Annotated in this window: 19 protein-coding genes and 2 pseudogenes; 11 read left to right on the top strand and 10 right to left on the bottom strand. The window is 41.6% G+C overall.

Features of this window, described 5'->3' with window-relative positions:
- Positions 1-121: 121 nt before the first annotated feature.
- From KNP93_RS04545 to KNP93_RS04525, 5 genes and pseudogenes are all read right to left on the bottom strand, one after another.
- Positions 122-484 (bottom strand): DUF2975 domain-containing protein, encoded by a 363-nt coding sequence (locus tag KNP93_RS04545; protein WP_214853531.1) that lies wholly within the window; start codon positions 482-484, stop codon positions 122-124.
- Between the two features lie 209 nt (positions 485-693).
- Positions 694-2,580, bottom strand: a complete 1,887-nt coding sequence (locus KNP93_RS04540) for a DUF4084 domain-containing protein (RefSeq protein WP_214853528.1) — start codon at positions 2,578-2,580, stop codon at positions 694-696.
- A gap of 205 nt (positions 2,581-2,785) precedes the next feature.
- Complete coding sequence (locus KNP93_RS04535) at positions 2,786-5,050, bottom strand: putative bifunctional diguanylate cyclase/phosphodiesterase (protein WP_214853525.1); 2,265 nt, start codon at positions 5,048-5,050, stop codon at positions 2,786-2,788.
- Between the two features lie 509 nt (positions 5,051-5,559).
- Positions 5,560-5,751 (bottom strand): annotated as a pseudogene (relB, locus tag KNP93_RS04530) (type II toxin-antitoxin system RelB family antitoxin); the annotation flags it as partial.
- Between the two features lie 106 nt (positions 5,752-5,857).
- Positions 5,858-6,295, bottom strand: a complete 438-nt coding sequence (locus KNP93_RS04525; RefSeq protein WP_214853522.1) for a hypothetical protein — start codon at positions 6,293-6,295, stop codon at positions 5,858-5,860.
- A 546-nt stretch (positions 6,296-6,841) separates the two neighbouring features.
- Here KNP93_RS04525 and KNP93_RS04520 point away from each other — a divergent pair.
- On the top strand, positions 6,842-7,471 hold the full coding sequence (locus KNP93_RS04520) for a hypothetical protein (RefSeq protein WP_214853520.1): 630 nt from the start codon (positions 6,842-6,844) through the stop codon (positions 7,469-7,471).
- A gap of 58 nt (positions 7,472-7,529) precedes the next feature.
- On the opposite strand, the gene KNP93_RS04515 is transcribed toward KNP93_RS04520, so the two are convergent.
- On the bottom strand, positions 7,530-8,498 hold the full coding sequence (locus tag KNP93_RS04515) for a DUF2268 domain-containing putative Zn-dependent protease (RefSeq protein ID WP_214853518.1): 969 nt from the start codon (positions 8,496-8,498) through the stop codon (positions 7,530-7,532).
- A 156-nt stretch (positions 8,499-8,654) separates the two neighbouring features.
- Here KNP93_RS04515 and KNP93_RS04510 point away from each other — a divergent pair, with 156 nt between their 5' ends.
- The 3 genes from KNP93_RS04510 to KNP93_RS04500 all read left to right on the top strand — a co-directional run bounded on the left by KNP93_RS04510 (position 8,655) and on the right by KNP93_RS04500 (position 9,820).
- On the top strand, positions 8,655-8,954 hold the full coding sequence (locus tag KNP93_RS04510; protein WP_214853516.1) for a hypothetical protein: 300 nt from the start codon (positions 8,655-8,657) through the stop codon (positions 8,952-8,954).
- A gap of 95 nt (positions 8,955-9,049) precedes the next feature.
- A complete protein-coding gene (locus KNP93_RS04505; RefSeq protein WP_214853514.1) occupies positions 9,050-9,268 on the top strand; it encodes a hypothetical protein in 219 nt (72 codons plus the stop codon).
- 72 nt (positions 9,269-9,340) lie between these two features.
- Positions 9,341-9,820 (top strand): glutathione peroxidase, encoded by a 480-nt coding sequence (locus tag KNP93_RS04500; protein ID WP_131972948.1) that lies wholly within the window; start codon positions 9,341-9,343, stop codon positions 9,818-9,820.
- Between the two features lie 84 nt (positions 9,821-9,904).
- Here KNP93_RS04500 and KNP93_RS04495 read toward each other — a convergent pair whose 3' ends face one another.
- A complete protein-coding gene (locus KNP93_RS04495; protein WP_214853512.1) occupies positions 9,905-10,369 on the bottom strand; it encodes a hypothetical protein in 465 nt (154 codons plus the stop codon).
- 14 nt (positions 10,370-10,383) lie between these two features.
- Entirely contained in the window at positions 10,384-11,289 is a 906-nt protein-coding gene (locus tag KNP93_RS04490) for an EamA family transporter (protein WP_214853510.1), read from the bottom strand.
- A 171-nt stretch (positions 11,290-11,460) separates the two neighbouring features.
- Between KNP93_RS04490 and KNP93_RS04485 the strand changes: the two genes are divergently transcribed.
- The 5 genes from KNP93_RS04485 (at position 11,461) to KNP93_RS04465 (ending at position 14,377) form a co-directional block, all read left to right on the top strand.
- Positions 11,461-12,405 (top strand): SMI1/KNR4 family protein, encoded by a 945-nt coding sequence (locus tag KNP93_RS04485; protein ID WP_214853507.1) that lies wholly within the window; start codon positions 11,461-11,463, stop codon positions 12,403-12,405.
- Positions 12,406-12,420: 15 nt separating this feature from the next.
- The gene (locus tag KNP93_RS04480) at positions 12,421-13,371 is read left to right on the top strand and encodes an SMI1/KNR4 family protein (RefSeq protein ID WP_131972944.1); all 951 of its coding nucleotides are present in this window, start codon (positions 12,421-12,423) and stop codon (positions 13,369-13,371) included.
- Between the two features lie 74 nt (positions 13,372-13,445).
- Entirely contained in the window at positions 13,446-13,862 is a 417-nt protein-coding gene (locus tag KNP93_RS04475; RefSeq protein WP_131972943.1) for a hypothetical protein, read from the top strand.
- Between the two features lie 21 nt (positions 13,863-13,883).
- Complete coding sequence (locus KNP93_RS04470) at positions 13,884-14,150, top strand: hypothetical protein (protein WP_214853504.1); 267 nt, start codon at positions 13,884-13,886, stop codon at positions 14,148-14,150.
- Positions 14,151-14,176: 26 nt separating this feature from the next.
- On the top strand, positions 14,177-14,377 hold the full coding sequence (locus KNP93_RS04465; RefSeq protein WP_214853501.1) for a hypothetical protein: 201 nt from the start codon (positions 14,177-14,179) through the stop codon (positions 14,375-14,377).
- 117 nt (positions 14,378-14,494) lie between these two features.
- On the opposite strand, the gene KNP93_RS04460 is transcribed toward KNP93_RS04465, so the two are convergent.
- Complete coding sequence (locus KNP93_RS04460; protein WP_214853498.1) at positions 14,495-15,334, bottom strand: helix-turn-helix transcriptional regulator; 840 nt, start codon at positions 15,332-15,334, stop codon at positions 14,495-14,497.
- Between the two features lie 119 nt (positions 15,335-15,453).
- Between KNP93_RS04460 and fabF the strand changes: the two genes are divergently transcribed.
- Both fabF and KNP93_RS04450 read left to right on the top strand, forming a co-directional pair.
- The gene (fabF, locus tag KNP93_RS04455) at positions 15,454-16,692 is read left to right on the top strand and encodes a beta-ketoacyl-ACP synthase II (RefSeq protein WP_214853495.1); all 1,239 of its coding nucleotides are present in this window, start codon (positions 15,454-15,456) and stop codon (positions 16,690-16,692) included.
- 160 nt (positions 16,693-16,852) lie between these two features.
- The gene (locus tag KNP93_RS04450; protein ID WP_214853492.1) at positions 16,853-17,668 is read left to right on the top strand and encodes an HAD-IIB family hydrolase; all 816 of its coding nucleotides are present in this window, start codon (positions 16,853-16,855) and stop codon (positions 17,666-17,668) included.
- A 53-nt stretch (positions 17,669-17,721) separates the two neighbouring features.
- Here KNP93_RS04450 and KNP93_RS04445 read toward each other — a convergent pair.
- Positions 17,722-18,363, bottom strand: a pseudogene (locus tag KNP93_RS04445) (DUF3885 domain-containing protein).
- Between the last annotated feature and the right edge of the window lie 627 nt (positions 18,364-18,990).

The raw sequence follows: 18,990 nt of genomic DNA, 5'->3' as shown, positions 1-18,990 counted from the left end.
TAATAGAAATCATAAAAGGTATACATTTCGACGTCGAAATGTATACCTTTTATGATTTCTTGATTGTATAAGAAAGAGTAACACTGTTTTATACTTAATTCCTCATACTAGTTTTTAATCTTTAAGAAAGAAAAAGATCTTTAAGAATGTATTGAAAACATCTAAATATAGCGCTTACTGCTAACGGTACTACAACAAGAATTATGCCCACTAGTACCAAACCTGGAGCATCGTCCATTTGCCCAATATAAAAAAATATCGGTAAAATACAAAGAGCTAAAAAGGCAATAAATAAAAACGACTTTCTTATCATTTGAGCCGATAAAAAAATCAAATCGATTGATTTAGAGCTTTTTGATATGAATTGTAATATACGAAGGCCATGAAAAATAGAGAATATTAAAGGTATTAAAGCCATATAAGCAACTAGCAATACTATATATCCGGGTTTTTCAAATATTAAAGAACTTGTTATTCCTTTCATCAGTGCAGAAATTCCATATCCTGCTAATCCAATTAAAAGAAGTAATAGTATGATAAGACATGTTTTTTTATTGCTCTATAAAACATGGAGCGCTTTAGAAATTTAGAAGAATTGATTTGAAATAGTTCAATAACCGTATATTGTACAGTCTATTCGAGATATTCGATACGTCCATGGAAACGAAAGAGTTTCAGTAGAATGGGGTGCGCTTATAGTGGCATATGTTGAAGTTCACTGTAAAAAACATAGCTTCCTGTTTTGGTTTGTTTCGCATGATACATCGCGAGATCCGCGTGCTTCATCATTTCTAGCATAGTCAAAGCATCATTCGGGTGACAAGAAATTCCGATACTAGGTGGACAAGTGATGACATGATGATCGATTTGATAGGGTTCCTGTAATGCCGTCAACAATCGGTCTGCTAATTGAAGCAACTGTTCATACGTGGCAACATCTCTCAACAAAAGCGTGAACTCGTCGCCTCCCTGTCGCGCCATCATGTCGAAAAGGTCTTCGAATGTTTTTAATCGTGTAGCAACGGCTTTGAGTAATTGATCTCCGACATCGTGTCCGAGTGTATCGTTGACATGTTTAAACTGATTTAAATCCATAAAAAACAAAGAAACGTTTGAGTCATTTTTCGAGGGGCGGTGTTTAATAAGTCCAGACAGACGCTCCTCGAAAGCAGGACGATTGAAAAGTCCCGTAAGTGCATCGTGGTAAGCGAGGTAATGAATCTCTTGTTCAATCCGTCTCGCTTTGGTTACATCCTTACCGATGCCAAAAATTCCGACCAATTCGTTTCGGACGATGATCGGGACGTTCGTGATGTTCATATGTAGTGCGGAGCCAGCCACGTTTTGGACGACCGTCTCATAACTACGGGGCATGCCATTAAAGACTTCTTTTAATTCTTGCGATACACGCTTTCGGTGAGAGTCTTTGACGTACCGCAAACTGTTTTGGCCGATTAAATCAACCTTGGATATGCCGAGTAGATGAGTACACGCTGTATTGGCACTATCGAATTTCCCGCTGAGATCCGTGGAATAGACAGGGTCCGGATGGTATTCGAATAACGATTTATAGCGCTCCTCACTCATTTCGAGAATCTGAGCTTGATGATAATAACGCCGGATTAATTTGTGATTTTCGAAAATGATTAAAATTTGCCGGATGATGACCAATAAAATCGAAAGACCAGAACCCATCGTCACGATATCAAAGTTTGTAGAGTGAAATCCCATGAAGACGAACAGGATCAACACGCCGCCATAAGGCGTCAACATTTGAAACACGTTTAGTCTTTCAATTTCTTTAGGAGACTCTATATTTTTTTGGTCTAAGTTACTTTGAAGACCAGCGAAGCTTAAGAGAATCATTCCAACAATGAACAAAGGATCAATCCAACTACCTGTAATATAAGTGTCTTGCGCGATTAAGTACAGATAGACGGAGTCGGCAATGGCTTGCAATGCCACCGCTACGATAATGAGATACATTGAATGATTTTTGTCTTTAGTCGATAAATTGAAAAATAGAAAAGAAACAGCGACCAGCATGCCTAGGTCTCCAATCGGATAGATCAAAGAAACGACTAAAGCCTCCATAGAAGCAACACTTGTAGTCAGGATAGGTGCAATCAAAAAGTGCCATGAGAACGTACTGGCCACGACTAGAATAATCATGACATCAAACAAAAAAGAAATCCGTTGTTGGATAGCTGCTTCCTTTAAAATTTTATGGATCAAAGCATAGAGGAGGCAAAGAGCCTGTAAAATGTAAAAAATATCTGGTGATCCTGGAAATGACACGTCTTCGTTTAAGACACTCTCTGAAAAAAACCAAATCAATTCAGCGATTAAATAAAAAAAGGTTCCGAGTCCGATGAAGGACCAAAACTTACGGTCTTTGGAATTCGCTTGACTGACGGCTAATTTTAGATAGAAGAGCGCAATCAAGAGTCCGACGATCGAAAAGAGACTTCCTCCTACTATTTGTAGAGAGGCTGAATCAGGGAAGGTGAATATCCAGCCGTAATATCCTAAAACATATAGGAGAATGATCAGGATAAAAATCTTAGGTCGTTTAGACATGCTATTCATATACTCCTTTTAATCATATTTTCTAAGTATACAATGAGTTCTTCTTTCATAAAATATGGTTTATAAAACAGGTCTATGATTTTATAAAGTGAACTCTAGGTATTCCTGTCATATAACTGAATTCATCATACGATTAATAAATCATGAAATGCATGATAGAGACAGTCAAGCATCGTCTCCATCATGCACTTCAATTTCAATAGGACATTTCTTTAGGAATAGGATGATTTTGTAGTAGATGAATGAACGAGTCAAAATCGATGGGCCGAGAAAATAGATAGCCTTGGCCAATCATACATCCATAGGATTCCAGCTGCGATTTTTGCTCAATCGTTTCGATTCCTTCCGCTACGACGGTTAAATTGAGATTTAATCCAAGATCGATAATCGTTTTCACCATGGGAGAAGACGTATTTTGAGTCAAACGGTCGATGAATGACTTATCAATTTTCAACGTATCAATGGGTAATTGTTCTAATACATTCAAAGAGGAATATCCCGTCCCAAAATCATCGATGGATGTCTTGATGTTTAAAGACCTCAGTTGTTGCAAGATGGAGACACTTTCCTGAATGTTTTGAACGATACTCTCTGTAATCTCCAGTTCAAGCCATTGAGGATCTAACTGTGTTTCTTGAATGATCTGATGGATCATTTTGCAGAAGTACGGATTTTGGAATTGAAGTGCCGATACGTTCACAGACAGGAGTAACGGATCAAATCCAATCAGTTGGAGTTGCTTACTTTGATAGGCCGCAGTTCGAATCACCCATTCGCCGATTTCGTTAATCAAACCAGATTCTTCAGCGATTGGAATAAATTCTATAGGCGATATCCATCCATGTTTTGGATGATACCAACGGAGTAGAGCTTCCATTCCGACAATCCGTCCCGACTTCAAATCAATTTTAGATTGATAGTAGACAGCCAATTGATTTTGGCTGATGGCATGACGTAAATGAGATTCCATTTCGAGTTTACGCACCACGTTTGATTTTAGTTCGGAATCATAAAATACGAAAGAATGATTTCCATGTTGTTTCGCTTGAGATAGAGCTTCCGCTGTTTGTAACTGCACTTCCTCAATGGTTTGACTTTGATCAGGGAATGTCGTGATGCCACCGTGCGCGATGATATTTAATTCAAAGTCCTTTAATTTAAATGAATCTTCTAAAGACATCAGGATATGTTCCTTTACTTTTCCAATAGCTGATTTCGAACTATTCTTGAGAACAAGTAAAAACTCATCTTCACTGAAACGATAGATTGTAACCTTCATCGTATCTAAATGTTTCAGTCGTGAAGAAACTTCCTGAATGAGTTGTTCGCCGACCTGATGACCAAAGGCGTCGTTGAATATCTTTATCCGGTCAATTTGTAACAATATAAAAGAAAGAGATCGTTCTTTATTGTTGAACAAGGATGCTGTTTCTTGTTTAAACGCAGAACGATTACCTAGTCCTGTCAATACATCTATATAAGCAGTCTTTTTTAATTCAAGTAACAACGTATTATTTTTAAGGACAGTAAAAGCTTGTCTGACTATGACGAGAAGAAAAATGATGATCCAACCGGCACTCAATGCATTTAAATTCCATTCGTAACTCTGCATCATCAAGATAGAGAGAATAAGGATGCTCGTGTAAGGAAAGATAAATTCTTTTTTTAAGTAAGGTCCTGTCGCAGGAGGAACATCTCTCTCATTCTGTTCATCTTTGTAAAAAAGAGCAGTGAATCCAATGAAGAGCAATGCGATTGTCCAAATGAAATCCACAATCCCGCCGGTTTTATAACCGCTCTCCATATTCATCTGTGCAAAAAGAACATCGCCTAGAACTTGAAGGGATAATCCAGTAATAAGAAAGAGGAGTGAATGGTTTTTTTTATTGAATTGAATCAGATAAAAAAGTGTGATGACAAAAAATAAAATGCCTAAATCGGCAAGTTGAAAAAGAAATGTGAAGGCTATATTCCATATCGAATGTTGCTCGATCCGATAAAGCGGATAAAGTAGATAGTAATAACTGATTGAGCTGGCTGTAATCATATAGATCATGGTATTAAAAAGGTAGGTGGCGTTCGAAACTCCAAGCGAGCTTTTTTTTAGTCTGTTTAAAAGTGCTGCAAAATAAAAGAGATAGGACCCTGTCCATGCAAGATAGGATGTAGTAGGGAAACTCATCGTCTGTTCGAAATAAAGTAAAACGATCCATATGAAGGTACCTGTAGCAGACATACTAGTTGCTAGGCTCAAAAAAAGCCAAAATTGCTTGAGTGATGGATGAGAGCGATAGTAAGCTCTTGCAATCCAAAAAGTGCTTAATAGACCAACTAGAAACTGAATAATATTTAGTAAAACCAATGCATTCCATCGAGATGCTTCAAAAAAGTTGTTACAATACCAAAATAATAAACCAATTCCAGTGGTTAAAAGAAAAGGATAACTTTTATTTTTGGGCAAAATAGTTCCTCTCCTTTTAAAAATAAGTAAAGTATGTCTTAAAGTAATATCGGATATTTTAGATTGATTTTTAATATAAAAATGATCTTTATAAAATATTGTTGATAATCTAAATTTCTATGTAGATAAAGGTGAACAAGATAGACGAACTGTTCCAGGGTAGATTTGAAAGAAAAAAAGTCCACATCTGAGGAATGATGTGGATTTTTTTCTATAGTAACTATGCTGTTTGCTAGGTTAAATATTTAATTATTCTTCACAACAATCATTTATAAACATCACGACGATGCCCGATATCGAGAATCAAGATGACGAATTTTGTAAGCGATCAGACGATAGTCCGATGCGATACCGCCATTCACCCGAACGATTCGAAACAAGTCCCTTTCCATGACAACGCGAATTATCCGTCCTGACCACATTCTTCTTGATCCAGGACATGATGATCCGCGGATCTATCTTGTTAAGAGACTTTTGAGCTCCGCGCTCAAACTATACCGTATATACTGTCATTCTAAAACAAGTTCCTTCATCATATCGTCAAATGAGATTGCTTTTGATTTTTTGCGGTGTGCTGCCATGGAATCATGATAGAGTTGTAAATCGATCTCATCTTCAATACGATCGAGGACGGCATCGCGAACAAGTGTAGAAATCGTGATGTTTTTCGCTTTCGCATATTCTTTGATCAATTGTGCATCCTGATCATCGAGTCAGACAGAAATTATACTCATACTTATCATCTCCTTTGCAATACATTGTAATACGTATTTAGATGTATAGACACAAGATCTATTCGTTCTTCCTTCAATCTACTTTGATTAAGAAAGCAAACTGACCGTCACCATTCTTTGACCATCTTGCTTGAAGTTCATAGGCATATGTGCCGGCTTTTTTCGGTGTTACGAGTTGATTATTTTTTAACGTAACCGGGTTACCGGTCTCCTTATTAAATCGAAGGATTTTGATTGTATCAGGTTCTGGATCGAAGGAAATCTGGATTTTCTCGTTCGGCATGACGGTGACCGGTTTACTTTTTTCAGTCATGTGTAAACCGTCTACATAGATTTTGTCTACGCATTGGCCGCTAAACAGGCCACTCCAGCAAAATGTCCCTTGGACCGTCGGAATACTTTTTCCCTGTATCTCGACACGGGGATCGGGTGGTTCATCACGGAAGGGTTTGAAATGAACAAAAAAAGCAATGATGATAATCACAGAGCCGATTAATAAAAATTTACGCATCTGAAACTGCCCTCCTTCGTAAGTAATTTCTTAAAAGATCAATCGTATGCTTAATAAGATAATCTAATATGAGTTAAACTGAAATGTGGTTTACACTGTATATCAATTTCCGTTTTTCCTGAATTGCCTCTGATTTTTAAACACTCATTTTCATTTCTGATTGATTCTATATGATGTAGTTCAAAATCGAAGATCGTCCAATTGTACTCATCATTACTTAAGCTGATGGTACATTCTTTTCCATAGTATGAGATGAACAATAATAGCTGAAACCCAAGTTTGTCGACCTTCTTATACATATAAAAACCGGCCCCTTCCTGATAAAGTTCTTCCGGTTCGGATTCGAATAATTCAAGCAGTTCGTATTCATCATAAAACATGTTTTCTACTCCTTCATTTTGTATTTGTTGTATATAGGTACCCGGTTATGACTTTTATGAGGATTTCGTTCTTAAGGTTTAGGAGTAGGTATATTTGTACCTGGTTTTGATAAAACTACTGGAATCAAGCAAGGTGATCTTGCTTGATTCCTTTTGGAGGTTCTAAATGACAATCGAAGTGATTAAAAATATTAGCGTTTTATTTCGTGAAGAAGCGAAAAGACCAGTTTCATTGTTGGACTATCTTAAACTAAATGATTTACGAATCAATGAACTTCTGGAAGATGAAAATAGGAATGGTGAATTTATTATTGAATTCGAGCTGGAACAAGACACCATCACATTATCTTACGAAATGCATGAGCTGGAAGAAACATCGCAAGTAGAATACATCGTGTATTTCATCTGTAAGTGGAAATGGATTTGGGAATGGTATTCGGAACGATTTTTAGAATACGACATACCATTTGGCATTTATCCGACAATCATCGATTACGCGCAAGCCCGCATACGTCCGCTCGAATTAATGGAAGAAAAGATTCTAGAATTAGAAGGATTTACAAAAGAAGACTTACTCTTTTATTATGGCTCAGGACCGTTCGATGACTTTGAGGAAGCCAATCGAAATCTGAATCAAATTTTAGAATTTGATGAAGTGAACAATAAAGAAAACATGCGAAAACAAGGACTTTATTTTGACCAGGTAATGGAAAAATGGATTCAGATTCCAGCTTCTCTCGACATCATCGAAAATGTAATTCGGGCATTATCCAACGTAAGTTTAAGAGAAGATTGAAATCCGTTTACTAAGTAAACATCTTACAATGATAGTTTTTTCGAAATGTATTAATGTATCATTCCAGAATATCTTGGTACTTGTAGCCTTTTAAAATATCCTGTTGATCTGCAAATGTCCATTCCGATATGGAATGATCAGGATTCGTTTTAAAGTAATGATCCATGACATCCCGTCCTAAGATATAGTTACTCCATTGGGGAATGTCTTTTTGCTGACTACCGCCTACAACTTCTTCATAAGTAGCTTCACCGCTCTCGATCAAACTGGCTACATGTTTCTTGGACTTGTCATCCATCGGTACGTTCCACGGCGGTGAAACGTCCTTGACGACACGGTCGGCAAAGGCATCCGCCTTGCCCTCTGTGATGATTGAATCAAGAATCTCATTCATTTTATATTCGGCTGTATCTTGAAGAATCAAATGATGGTATTCATGTGCGACTGTGTAAGCAAGTGTATCCTGATCAAAGTTTGTATCGAGATACAGGATGAACGTGTCCTTATATGCTGCGGCAAATACGCCTTTCATAGATTCACTCATAGAAGAATATTCCGAGTTGGTAGGTACGATGAAAATCGTACTTTTTTTTTTCGGAAGTACCTTATTTGCAGCGGTATAGTTTTTTATGATGATGTCTTTGATTTCGTCATGGTGTTTCATCAACTCGTTTGTCCGATCCACCAGTTCTTGCTCGTAAACAGTTGATTGCAATAAAAAGTAGCCTTTTAAACTGGTCGTATCAAAGTTTTCCTTCTCTCCAATTTCATCTATGTAACCGAGAACAGATTTCGCATAACTATTTTTATCCGCTTCTGGATCATTTTCTTTAAGGGATGCCTTCAAATAGTTTTGATAGGGCGTATAAAGCGGAACGATGTTTAATTCACTATCCTTGTTGATTTTCACAGTTTCCGGTTTAAATTCTTTACTTTCAGAGTGCGTCACTGTTTTTTCTGTTTCGTCTGTACAGGATGATAACAGCAGGAACGGGATGCAAAGCAAAGGAGTAATTACTTTTTTCAACGGGATGACCTCCATTTCTAAATCGTTAGGACTATGAACTTCTTTGTTTCACGATGAGGATAGAGTTCAGAACTTCATATGTAAAATTATACCATAAAAATTAAAGGATTTAATGCCTGAATTATTCATATGATTATTTAATTGGGAGATGATGACATGAGAACTATTCAAATCGATGATGTAATAAAAAAACTGGAACACGTTCTGAAAAAACAACTGACACGAGAGGAAGTATCCGAGTGGGCATATGAACGGATGGCGGCTTTGGAGTGGATGGAAGAGAAAGAAGGCAGGTCGTTGACGAAGCAGGAATTGGCTGTCTTTCGTTGTCTGACGATAGTCTATGGAATGGATTTGCAAAATACTCCGAACGAGTATTTTCATGTAGACAACGATTTTCGGGATTGGATCAAAGCATTTCAGGAAGAGGAGAAAAACTTTAAAATTAAGGATTGAGTACATTTCGCTGATTGGCTTTTCTCAACCAATCATCATATTCATGAAACCTTTGTTGGAACAAACAGGTAAAAGAATTCAAAGGGGATGATGAGATGGTACGGTGTACAAATTGCGACTATAAGTGGAAGACGAAGGATGTGCTTGCTGTCACTATTGCAAACCACGGCAAAACATGTCCGAACTGCGGGAAGAAGCAATATCTTTCAAAAGATACCCAACATTATCTGTCACTCGGATACATCAGTCTGTTTTTTCTGTTGATCATGCCGTTTGTCATTAAGCTGAGCGACCGGGATGAACACATCTGGTAAGTAAGTTGACGCGTGTTCAAAAAAGACGGTGCTTTTTCAGCGAGGTATACTGATGACAAAGGGGGAATGAAAATGAATACATCGCTCTATGAAATCGAGGTACAGGACGCAACCGGTCAGACTGTTTCACTCAACGACTACGCCGGAGAGGTGCTTGTCATCGTCAATACTGCAAGTAAGTGCGGGCTCGTCAAGCAACTCGGAGACCTGCAACAGTTGCATGACAAGTATGCCGATCAAGGTGTCAAAGTGCTCGGATTCCCGTGTGACCAATTCAACAATCAGGAGTTTGCCGATCAGCAGGAAACGATGCAGTTTTGTCAGTTGAATTACGGTGTGACATTCCCGATGTTTCAGAAGATTGACGTAAACGGACCGACGGAACATCAGTTGTATACGTATTTGAAGCAACAGCAGGGTGGTCTGTTATCGTCAAAAATCAAATGGAATTTCACAAAGTTTCTTGTCGATCGAAAAGGACGGGTCGTCAAACGGTTTGCGCCGGTCGATTCGATTCAGACGATTGAAAAAACACTGGAGCGCTATGTATAATTGAATTACGTCCCGTCCGGCGCAAGCCGTCGGGCGGGACGAGTCGCATCACCCTACCTTTGGCGAGGTAGGGCTTTTTTTATATTAATTCTCTTTCGGCAGATTAAAAGAATGTCTGACCGTAAAGTCACTCATCTTATGACCAAGATCCGTAAAGACCGGCGGACGCGGGGACAGGACATGAAAATCCTGCTCGAATGCTCGGATGGCATAGTGCGTCCAGTCGCGCGATGGGTCCCGCTTCAAGCCCATCCAGGCCGTCGCAAAGGTCAGAAGTGCCGAGTCCTGATACAGAGTGAGCGGAACCGGACTAAACTCCAGCCCGTCATCCAGTTCATGCAAATCCGACGAGCGAAGCAGGACGCAATCTGCTTCAAACAACAATTCAAAATAATTGCAGGAATAGTCACCGATGAGCACCATGATTTCGTCCGTATGGCCGCGAAAATAAAAGGCCAATCGATCGCCGTTTTTTTCATCTATGACAAAGTGATCGAGCGCAATCTGGTAGTCTTCCCGGTACAACAGCTTTTCGAATGTGAGGTGCATGAAGGAATCCCTCCTTAAGAATGTTTTTCCTTGGCGAGTTTGAGGATGTCCGGCTGCCATGGCGAACGCGACGACCAGATGAGCAGACCGATACCGCAAAATAAAAGTAAAATGCCACTCCACGACAACAGACTGAGTGTTTCCCCGAGGACAAATACGCCGAGCAGTGCAGCGGTCAACGGTTCACCAAGTGACAGTGTAACGGCGGTTGACGACGAGACGTGCGCAAGACCGCGGGCAAACAATAGATAGGCAAGTCCTGTTGCGAGGACACCAAGGTGGAGACTGATACCGGCACCGCGCAGACTGAAGACCCACGACAGATCAAACAGGAATAACAGTGGCGATAACAAGAGGGCGCTGAGTGTAAAGACGACCGCGACGACGGATAGCGGAGGGTGTGTTTTCACTAAGTCCCGGCTGACAAACGTGTAGACGGCAAACGATAGTCCGGCACCGAGTGCGAGCACGATCCCGAACGGATCGACTGAAACGGATGCCTGATTCATGACCAACAGTAAACAACCGGCAATCGAAAGCAATGTCGACAGCCACCAAATGGTACCCGGTCGATTTCTTAAGACAAGCCATTCAATCACTCCGGAAAAAATCGGTGCACTGCCGATTGCGACGACGGTTCCGACGGCGACTCCGGTCATAAGGACAGCGGAAAAGAACAACGGCTGATAAGCGGCCATGCTGAGGGCAGCGAGGAAAATCGTGGGCAGCGGCCAATTTTTTAAGCTTAGCTTTCCGGTCAATAAGACGAGACAAAGTAAAAAGAAGCCGCCGACCGCTAAACGGACTGCACCGATCGCAATCGGATGGGCCGCTTCCGGCGCAAACGCCTGGGACGTGCCGGTCGTACCCCAAAGCATTGCCGCCAGTAAAATCAGCAGCATCGAAGACTGTTTCTGCATGGTTCACCTCCAGGTCGATGGACATAGATGCTGTTCAGGAATCATTTTTGATTAGAAAAAGAATACCACAGAAACAGGAAGTTGAGTTCACCCAAATTATTGGTAAAATGGTAGACTAAAGGAAGATGAGGCCAGGTGGCTCATACATAGAGAAATAAGAGGGTGGATCCAATGAATCAAATCGCAGTTGTCCTCGACGGACTCAAACAAAAAATCAGCCATGGATCGACGTTTATTCAACGCAGTTACAATTCAATCGGTCAGGCCACGTTCCATCTGCCAAAACCGGTCAAACCGGAAACGCTTCAAGCATTTGAAGCCGCGTTCAAGCAACCTTTACCGAGCGAATACCAGACATTTCTCGAACTGCATAACGGCGCAAAACTGTTTATGTTAGGCGACGAGGGGCTGGTCTTACATCCGCTCGAAGAAGTGATCGAAAAGACGATTGAAGCCAAGGAAGACGGTCTGATTGATGAAGACTATGATCATTACTGGATCATCGGCGAAATCAACGAAGGGTACCTTTTGATTCACACGGATCATGCAAAAACAGAAGATACCCCTTATATGTACTGGAAGTATCATGAAGGATCGACTGAAGACACCGATGCCATCGGTCAAAATTTCGGGACGTTTCTGGAACGGTCGATGATCGCCCAAGGCGACATATACTGGGAGTTCAACAGCTTTGATGTCCGGGAAGATGATTACTATGTTGAAGAAGAAACGGAGGACGTGCAGGCGGGCGTACCGATTGCATCCGAGGAACGGGTCCGGATCGAAATCGAGTATCCGATTTACCGCCAGGGAGATTTTATCGTTTCTTTTTATACATATGAAAATGGAAAACCTGATTTATGGTGGAAATTTGACTACGATACGATGAAACAGGTGCATCAATCTCTTATGAGAACGCTGGAAGAACCAAAGTTCCATTTTACAGAAATCACTGTGTTCCAAAAAGAAGCACCACTTTGGGAAAGTGAAGATGCATCCGGTGAACAGATTGCGAAACGCGTCGAACATCCGCAAATCCAAATCATGCAGTACGACGGGTATCAAGCATTTGTGAACGACTTACCGCGTCCGTTACCAGGCTGGGAAAAAGCATGACAGGGAGAGAATGATATGAATCAAATCGCAGCAGTACTCGGTGGGCTTCAGCAGAAAATCAGTCATGGATCAACGTTCATTCAACGGAAGTACAATGAAATCGGGCAGGCAAAATTCAATCTTCCGGCACCTGTGACGGCAGAGTCACTTGCGGCATTCGAAGCCGAATTTAATCAAAAATTACCGAGTGAATACCAAACGTTTCTTGAACTGCATGACGGAGCGGATCTGTTTATTCTTGACGACGGTCTTGGTCTGGTGTTGTATTCTCTTGATAAAGTAATCGAATCGACAATAGAAGCAAAAGAAGATGGTCTTATTGATGAAGATTTTGATTATTTTTGGGTGATTGGTGAAGTCAGTGAAGGATATCTTTTGATTCATACGGAACATGCTAAAACAGAAGACACACCTTACATGTACTGGAAGTATCATGAGGGAACAACTGAGGACACCGATCCAATCGGCCAAAACTTCGGCACGTTCCTTGAGTATTCGATCATCGCCCAGGGTGATATGTTTTGGGAGTTCAAGGGCTTCAGTATTGAAAAGGATAGTTATTTTGTCGACGAAGATACTCCAGAAGAAAACGTCAAGCCGCCATTGCCGATTAAGTTCGTTGATTCCGTCCGGGTCGAAATCGAATATCCGATTTCAAAATCCGGTTCTTACTATACGGTCTCGATCTATGAAGGCAAGTCTCGAAAAGAGCAGTTGATGTCAAAATATAACGATGGACCGCGTTTTAAAAAGCTGATGGAAGACGTCCGTGAGTTACTTGCAGATCGACGATTTCAGTATTCTTCCATCCACGTCCTGCAGGCGGAACCAAGCTTTTTTAGAAATGAAGCCGAAACCGGTGATCCACTGATTCGAAACGAACATCCGCAACGTCAAGGTTTGACGTATGACGGCTACCGCGCCTTTGCGGATCAGTTACCGCGCCCGTTACCAGGCTGGGAATAAGCAAAGCATTACGTTCAAGGAGCACTTTCATTTCATCTACTCTTTTGAAACGCATGCGAAAAGGAGGAATTGAAATGAAAAAAATACTGATTATTCCGTTGTTATTCAGTTTAGCCGGATGTATGTCCCTCGACGTGAAGCCGAGCAGTCAGACAATCGAAACGGGGTACACAGGAAGTGTCAAAGACGGGTTTGTATTTGAATACAAACTGACCAATACCGGCGATTATCCGGTGAAAGTCGCCTCCCGGGCCGGTCATCTGCTCAACGTCAAGGTCCGTAAACATGGTTCACAAAAAGTCGTCTATGATTCGTACGAAGAGGTGGAACCGAAACGGTTGTCGAAAGAAGTACAACCGCATAAAACGGTGACGCTTAAGAGAAAAGTCAAAGCCGGTGTCATTCCGGCGGGTGTGTATGACATTGACTATATCGTTCGTGACGATAAAGGTGAAAGTAGCGGTGGCGATATAGAAATCAGATTAAAATAATTCAATCCAGGAGGAACACACATGTTGAAGAATCCAAATTATCGTTATGGCACGTGGGCATTGATTGTCAGCTTTTTCTTGTTTTTCATTGTTCAACTGTTCAGTGCCTACATCGAGCTGTCACCGAACTTTGCCGGTGAATCGCTTGATGATTATTACCTGAAGTATTTCCCGATTGGTGCTTTGATTGTCGGCTGTACGTTTTTCATCAATGGCTGGTGGAATGAAGATGCAAAACAGGAAGCTCAAAAACGGACAGCACTCGGTGCGGATAAATCGGCAGAGTAAATGTGATTTTAGGAGGAGCGACGATAATGATTAAGAATTTTCCTGCTTTAGTGATGCTGACGATAGCCGGCATCGTCTTCATGCGTTTCTTATCGGATACGGAAATGGGACCATTTTTGAAGATTATTTTAACGCTCGTCGGACTCGTCATGATATTATCGGGCATCATCGGAATGATGTTACATGGTTGGGTCATAGGTTATGAGCGAAACCGAAAACGGATATAAACAGGATAGATGCTTTGAAACCAACTGACGTGAACTCTTCCCGACGCTAAATACAGCGTAGGAGAAGAGTTCACGTTTTTTTGATGAAGAAGATACAAAGCAAAAGCTAGACGTATGTTAAGTGTTGGCGATTAACCGTTTTAACTTTTGTTCCGTCGTCGTGCCCTCCATTGGTGTATAGATACTGCATCTTAAATCAGTCTCTCCCTGAACTTGTAGCGAGGTCAGATCAAACAGCATTTTTCCGGCTTTTGCATGCCGAAATTCAATCATGATCTCGGGAGCTTTACTGACCTGGCTTTGAGTCCATAATTCTAGGAAATCCGGATATGTGATACTCATCTCCTCGATAAAGGCGGTATACCACTCGTCTCCAGAATACTGACCGTAATAGGTGCGGAAAATGGACAAAAAGCCTTTTGCGAAATGTTCCCAGTTAACAGCTAACACCTTAAATTCCTTTTGGGAAAAAACGAGCCGAATTAAATTCCGTTGAGATTCCGGAATGTTTGAAAAGTCTACGAATACGTGGGCCGCCGCCGTATTCCAACCGACAATCTGGCAATAGCGGTCCGTGACAATCGTCGGACAATAAGTCAGGTCCGATAAAATTTTTTCGAGCGATGAACTGATCGGGGATGGATCTTTTTTTAACGACGGAGTGACGGATTTCGCATCAATCGTTAAATCATACAGGTACTCCCGCTCATCCTTGTTCAAACGCAATGCTTGCGCCACACAATCCAATACACTTCTCGAGACTTTGATGTCTCTGCCTTGCTCGAGCCAGGTATACCATGTCGTGCTGACGCCTGCTAATTGGGCGACTTCTTCCCGGCGTAACCCCGGGGTGCGCCTTCTTGCACCTGACGGAAAACCGAGGGATTCCGGTTTAAGCTCGGCTCTTTTGGTTTTTAAAAACGTTGAAAGGGCGTCGAGTCTGTTTTTATCGTTCATGTCTTGGTCCTCCAATCGAAATCACCATCCAAGTATAATTTATAATAGGATAAACAGCCACTTGTAATAGGATAGTAAACGGATATGATTACCCTATACGATAACGAGGAGTGAGGAATTTGGAACGAGTGGTTATTACAGGTGTTGGTGTGATTTCTCCTATTGGAAATGATGTCGATACATTTTGGAAGCATTTAATTGAAGGAAAGTCCGGTATTTCAATGATTGATACGTTTGATACAACGCCGCATAAAGCGAAGATTGCTGGAATCGTCCGTGATTTTGATGCGGAACAGGTCATCGGGAAAAAAGAGGCACAGCGACTGGATCGGTTCACACAGTTTGCACTCGCAGCAGCAACTCAAGCCTGGGAAGATGCGGAATTAGAAGGCATTTCCATCGATCCAGAGAAGATGGGTGTGTATGTCGGTTCAGGAATAGGCGGAATCGAGACCCTGATTCAGAACGTGGATGTCCTGGATAAGCGGGGACCGAGAAGAGTAAGTCCGAGTTTAGTACCGTCCATCATGTCAAATGCGGCTGCGGCTCATATCAGCATCAAATGGAAAACCATGGGCCCGACGATGTCGCCTGTATCGGCATGTGCCATTGGAAATACGGCAATCGGAGAAGCATTCCGGCTGATTCGTATGGGAGAAGCGGATGTCATGTTTGCAGGAGGGACGGAAGCCGCAATCACGGATTTATCTTTAGCAAGTTTCGGAAACGCGACTGCCTTATCTACACGAAACGATGCCCCCACTCAAGCCAGCCGTCCGTTTGATGCAGGACGGGACGGGTTTGTGATGGCCGAGGGGGCGAGCATCTTAATAGTCGAATCACTGACACATGCTTTAGCAAGAGGGGCAAAAATTTATGCTGAGATTGCAGGATATGGCGCGAGTTCTGATGCGTATCATATCGTGGCCACTCATCCGGAAGGTCAAGGCGCATACCTGGCCATGAAAAAGGCATTGCAGAGTGCTGGAATCGAAGCCGGTCAAATTGACGTGATTAGTGCGCATGCAACCAGTACCTTGGTGGGCGACCAGTCAGAAACACTGGCCATCAAAAAACTGTTTCAGGAGCATGCCTACACGATTCCCGTTACAGCAAACAAGTCCATGCTTGGCCATATGCTCGGAGCGGCAGGAGGAGCGGAAGCGATCGCCTTGGCGAAGAGTTTACAGGAGGGGATCATTCCACCGACGATCAATCTCGAAACGGCAGATCCTGTATGTGATTTGGATTATGTTCCGGGAGTGGCCAGAACCGCAGATATGACATTCGGATTATCCAATTCCTTTGGGTTTGGCGGTCATAACGCGGCGATTGTCTTAAAAAAATTCGAAGACTAACCGATTGATTTCTTAATGAGATGGACGCAACAGGAAACAGTTCGTCACGACCAGTCTTATTCGGCACCGTCTTGACCGGGTATCACTTGCATCGAATTCAGCAGTGAGCCAATATGAAGGGGAAGCTACAAAATCGAGTATTCAAAAGGGGATTCGACAGATGATTAAGCTGATTTTGACTGACATGGATGGCACGTTCTTAGACAGTAGCGGCGATTTTAATCGGACTTTTTTTCAAGAAATCCAGACGTTGTTGAAGCAACACAATATTCAATTTGCACCAGTCAGCGGTAAGCAGTGTGAACGGATTGAAGAGCTCTTTTTGGAAGCCGCCAACGGGATGTGGATTTTAGGCGACAGTGCGACGCGGATTAAACGGGCGGGTACTTACGTTTATGAATCCCTGCTTCCGAACAACATCGGTCGTCAAATTATCCGGCAATTGGAGAAACTGGAGCTCGGACATACGATCATCGCCTGTACAAGAACAGCAGCAGTCGTCAGCGAGACGATTTCAGACGAGGAGTGGGCAATCGTCCGTGGATCGTACAGACAGGTGGAACGGGTCGCGGACTTAAAATCGATTGAAGACGATTTTGTCAAAATTACCATTCATGATCCGAAGTTACGTTGTTTTGAGACGGTCAAGTCACTGGAACCGTTCCGGGATAGTGTTTATTTTGTTGCCTCGGAAGCCGCCTGGATCGATATTGCGAATCATGGGGTCCACAAAGGAACGACCGTTGAACAATTGCAACGGATCTTACAGGTCCGGCCGGATGAGACGATGGCATTTGGTGACGGCTATAATGATTTGGAACTGTTTGAACAGGCGGATTTCAGCTATGCCGTCAGTAATGCCGTACCGGAGTTGAAGGCCCGGGCGCATGCCGTAATCGGATCAAATGATGCGGACAGTGTGTTGCAAACGATTCAGCGGACGATCGAGGAACAGGCGGAAATCAAGATAACTTGAGGACACGTAAGGAAAGCTGAAATAGATGGAGGCAAAACAGTCAAATTAAAATGTCATGGTTTCTCAATCGGGAAGCCATCTGACTGATCCGATTTATATGTTTCCTTCAGACGGTGAAAGGTTTCTTCCTCATTGAGCAGAATGAAACAACCCCGGTCGTCAAAAATATACAGGATGATGTCTTTGCCCGGATTCACAAAATAAATCTCGGGATAGTACGTCTGTCTTGATTTAAATCGGGGTTACAACTCAGGAAAGTCTTGATTACAGATCGCTTGAAGCAACTTTTTATAACGAATGGTCTGTCTGCTCGGCAACAAACGGGCGTATTGGTAAATGACTTCCTCCTCACCACGGACATGCTTTTTTTCAAACTCAATCGCGTATCGTTCCTTGTTATTTTTGAGAAAACGCTCAAAAATTTCCGTACTTTTCATTGCAGGAGAATAAAGTTCTTTTCGGACACGTACAATGAGATACAGACGATCATCTTCTTGAAACAGATCTTCAAACAAAGTGAGGGATTTTTGATAGACCTTCTCAAAGTACGCCATGTTCAGTTCGTCAGAATCCTCTTGAATTTGGTAAAGTCCTTTTTGCAAGTCGAGACTGAGTGTCAGCGGACGCTCCGCAAAAGATTCTTCCAAAATATCTGGATTGTCAAAGTGAGTGCGGAAATAAGCATTTAGATTCATAAGGACTTCCTTTCTTATTGATCGTTATGTACTTTTCTGATGGGATTAAATAAAGAATGATGCCTCCAGATAAATAAAAATGTTAGCGTATACATAAGCAAAATAAAACGATTTACCAAAAAAGAATTGAATTCCTAGCGAATCAGCATGTAACATCTCATCCAAAGGACATTATGGACTTTTTTGTTTTCGGATAAATGCAGCACTTAATATTACAATTCAGTTCTTGTATTCGATTTTTTTCAAGATTAGTCGATAGACTAAAAGCAAATAAGACAAATGACCGTCAAGTAGACAAGACAAAATCTTTTAAGCAACTTAATTCCTGATTCTAATAAATTCAAGCTATTTAGTTGTTACTGGTACCGTTCTTCATTATAAAATTGAAGGTGCCACCGAATCGCTTGACAGAGTTGATTAGGAATTACGATTGGTATGTAGAACAAGATGTCATACAGAGTGCACTCCAAGGTGAATTCAAACGTTAGGAAATATGAATGAAAATTCTTCATGTAACCATTAAAAAGCACCCCTCAAAATGAACTGCCCCATAAAAGTTGGACATGAAAATCCAACTTTTATGGGGTGTTTTTTATGGTCAAATATACGAAGGCGTTTAAAATCCAG

This window comes from Exiguobacterium sp. s166 (assembly GCF_018618855.1).
In the GTDB taxonomy this organism is placed as follows: Bacteria; Bacillota; Bacilli; order Exiguobacteriales; family Exiguobacteriaceae; genus Exiguobacterium_A.
Note: the sequence above shows the minus strand (reverse complement) of the source record. Positions and strands in the feature narration are given on the sequence as shown.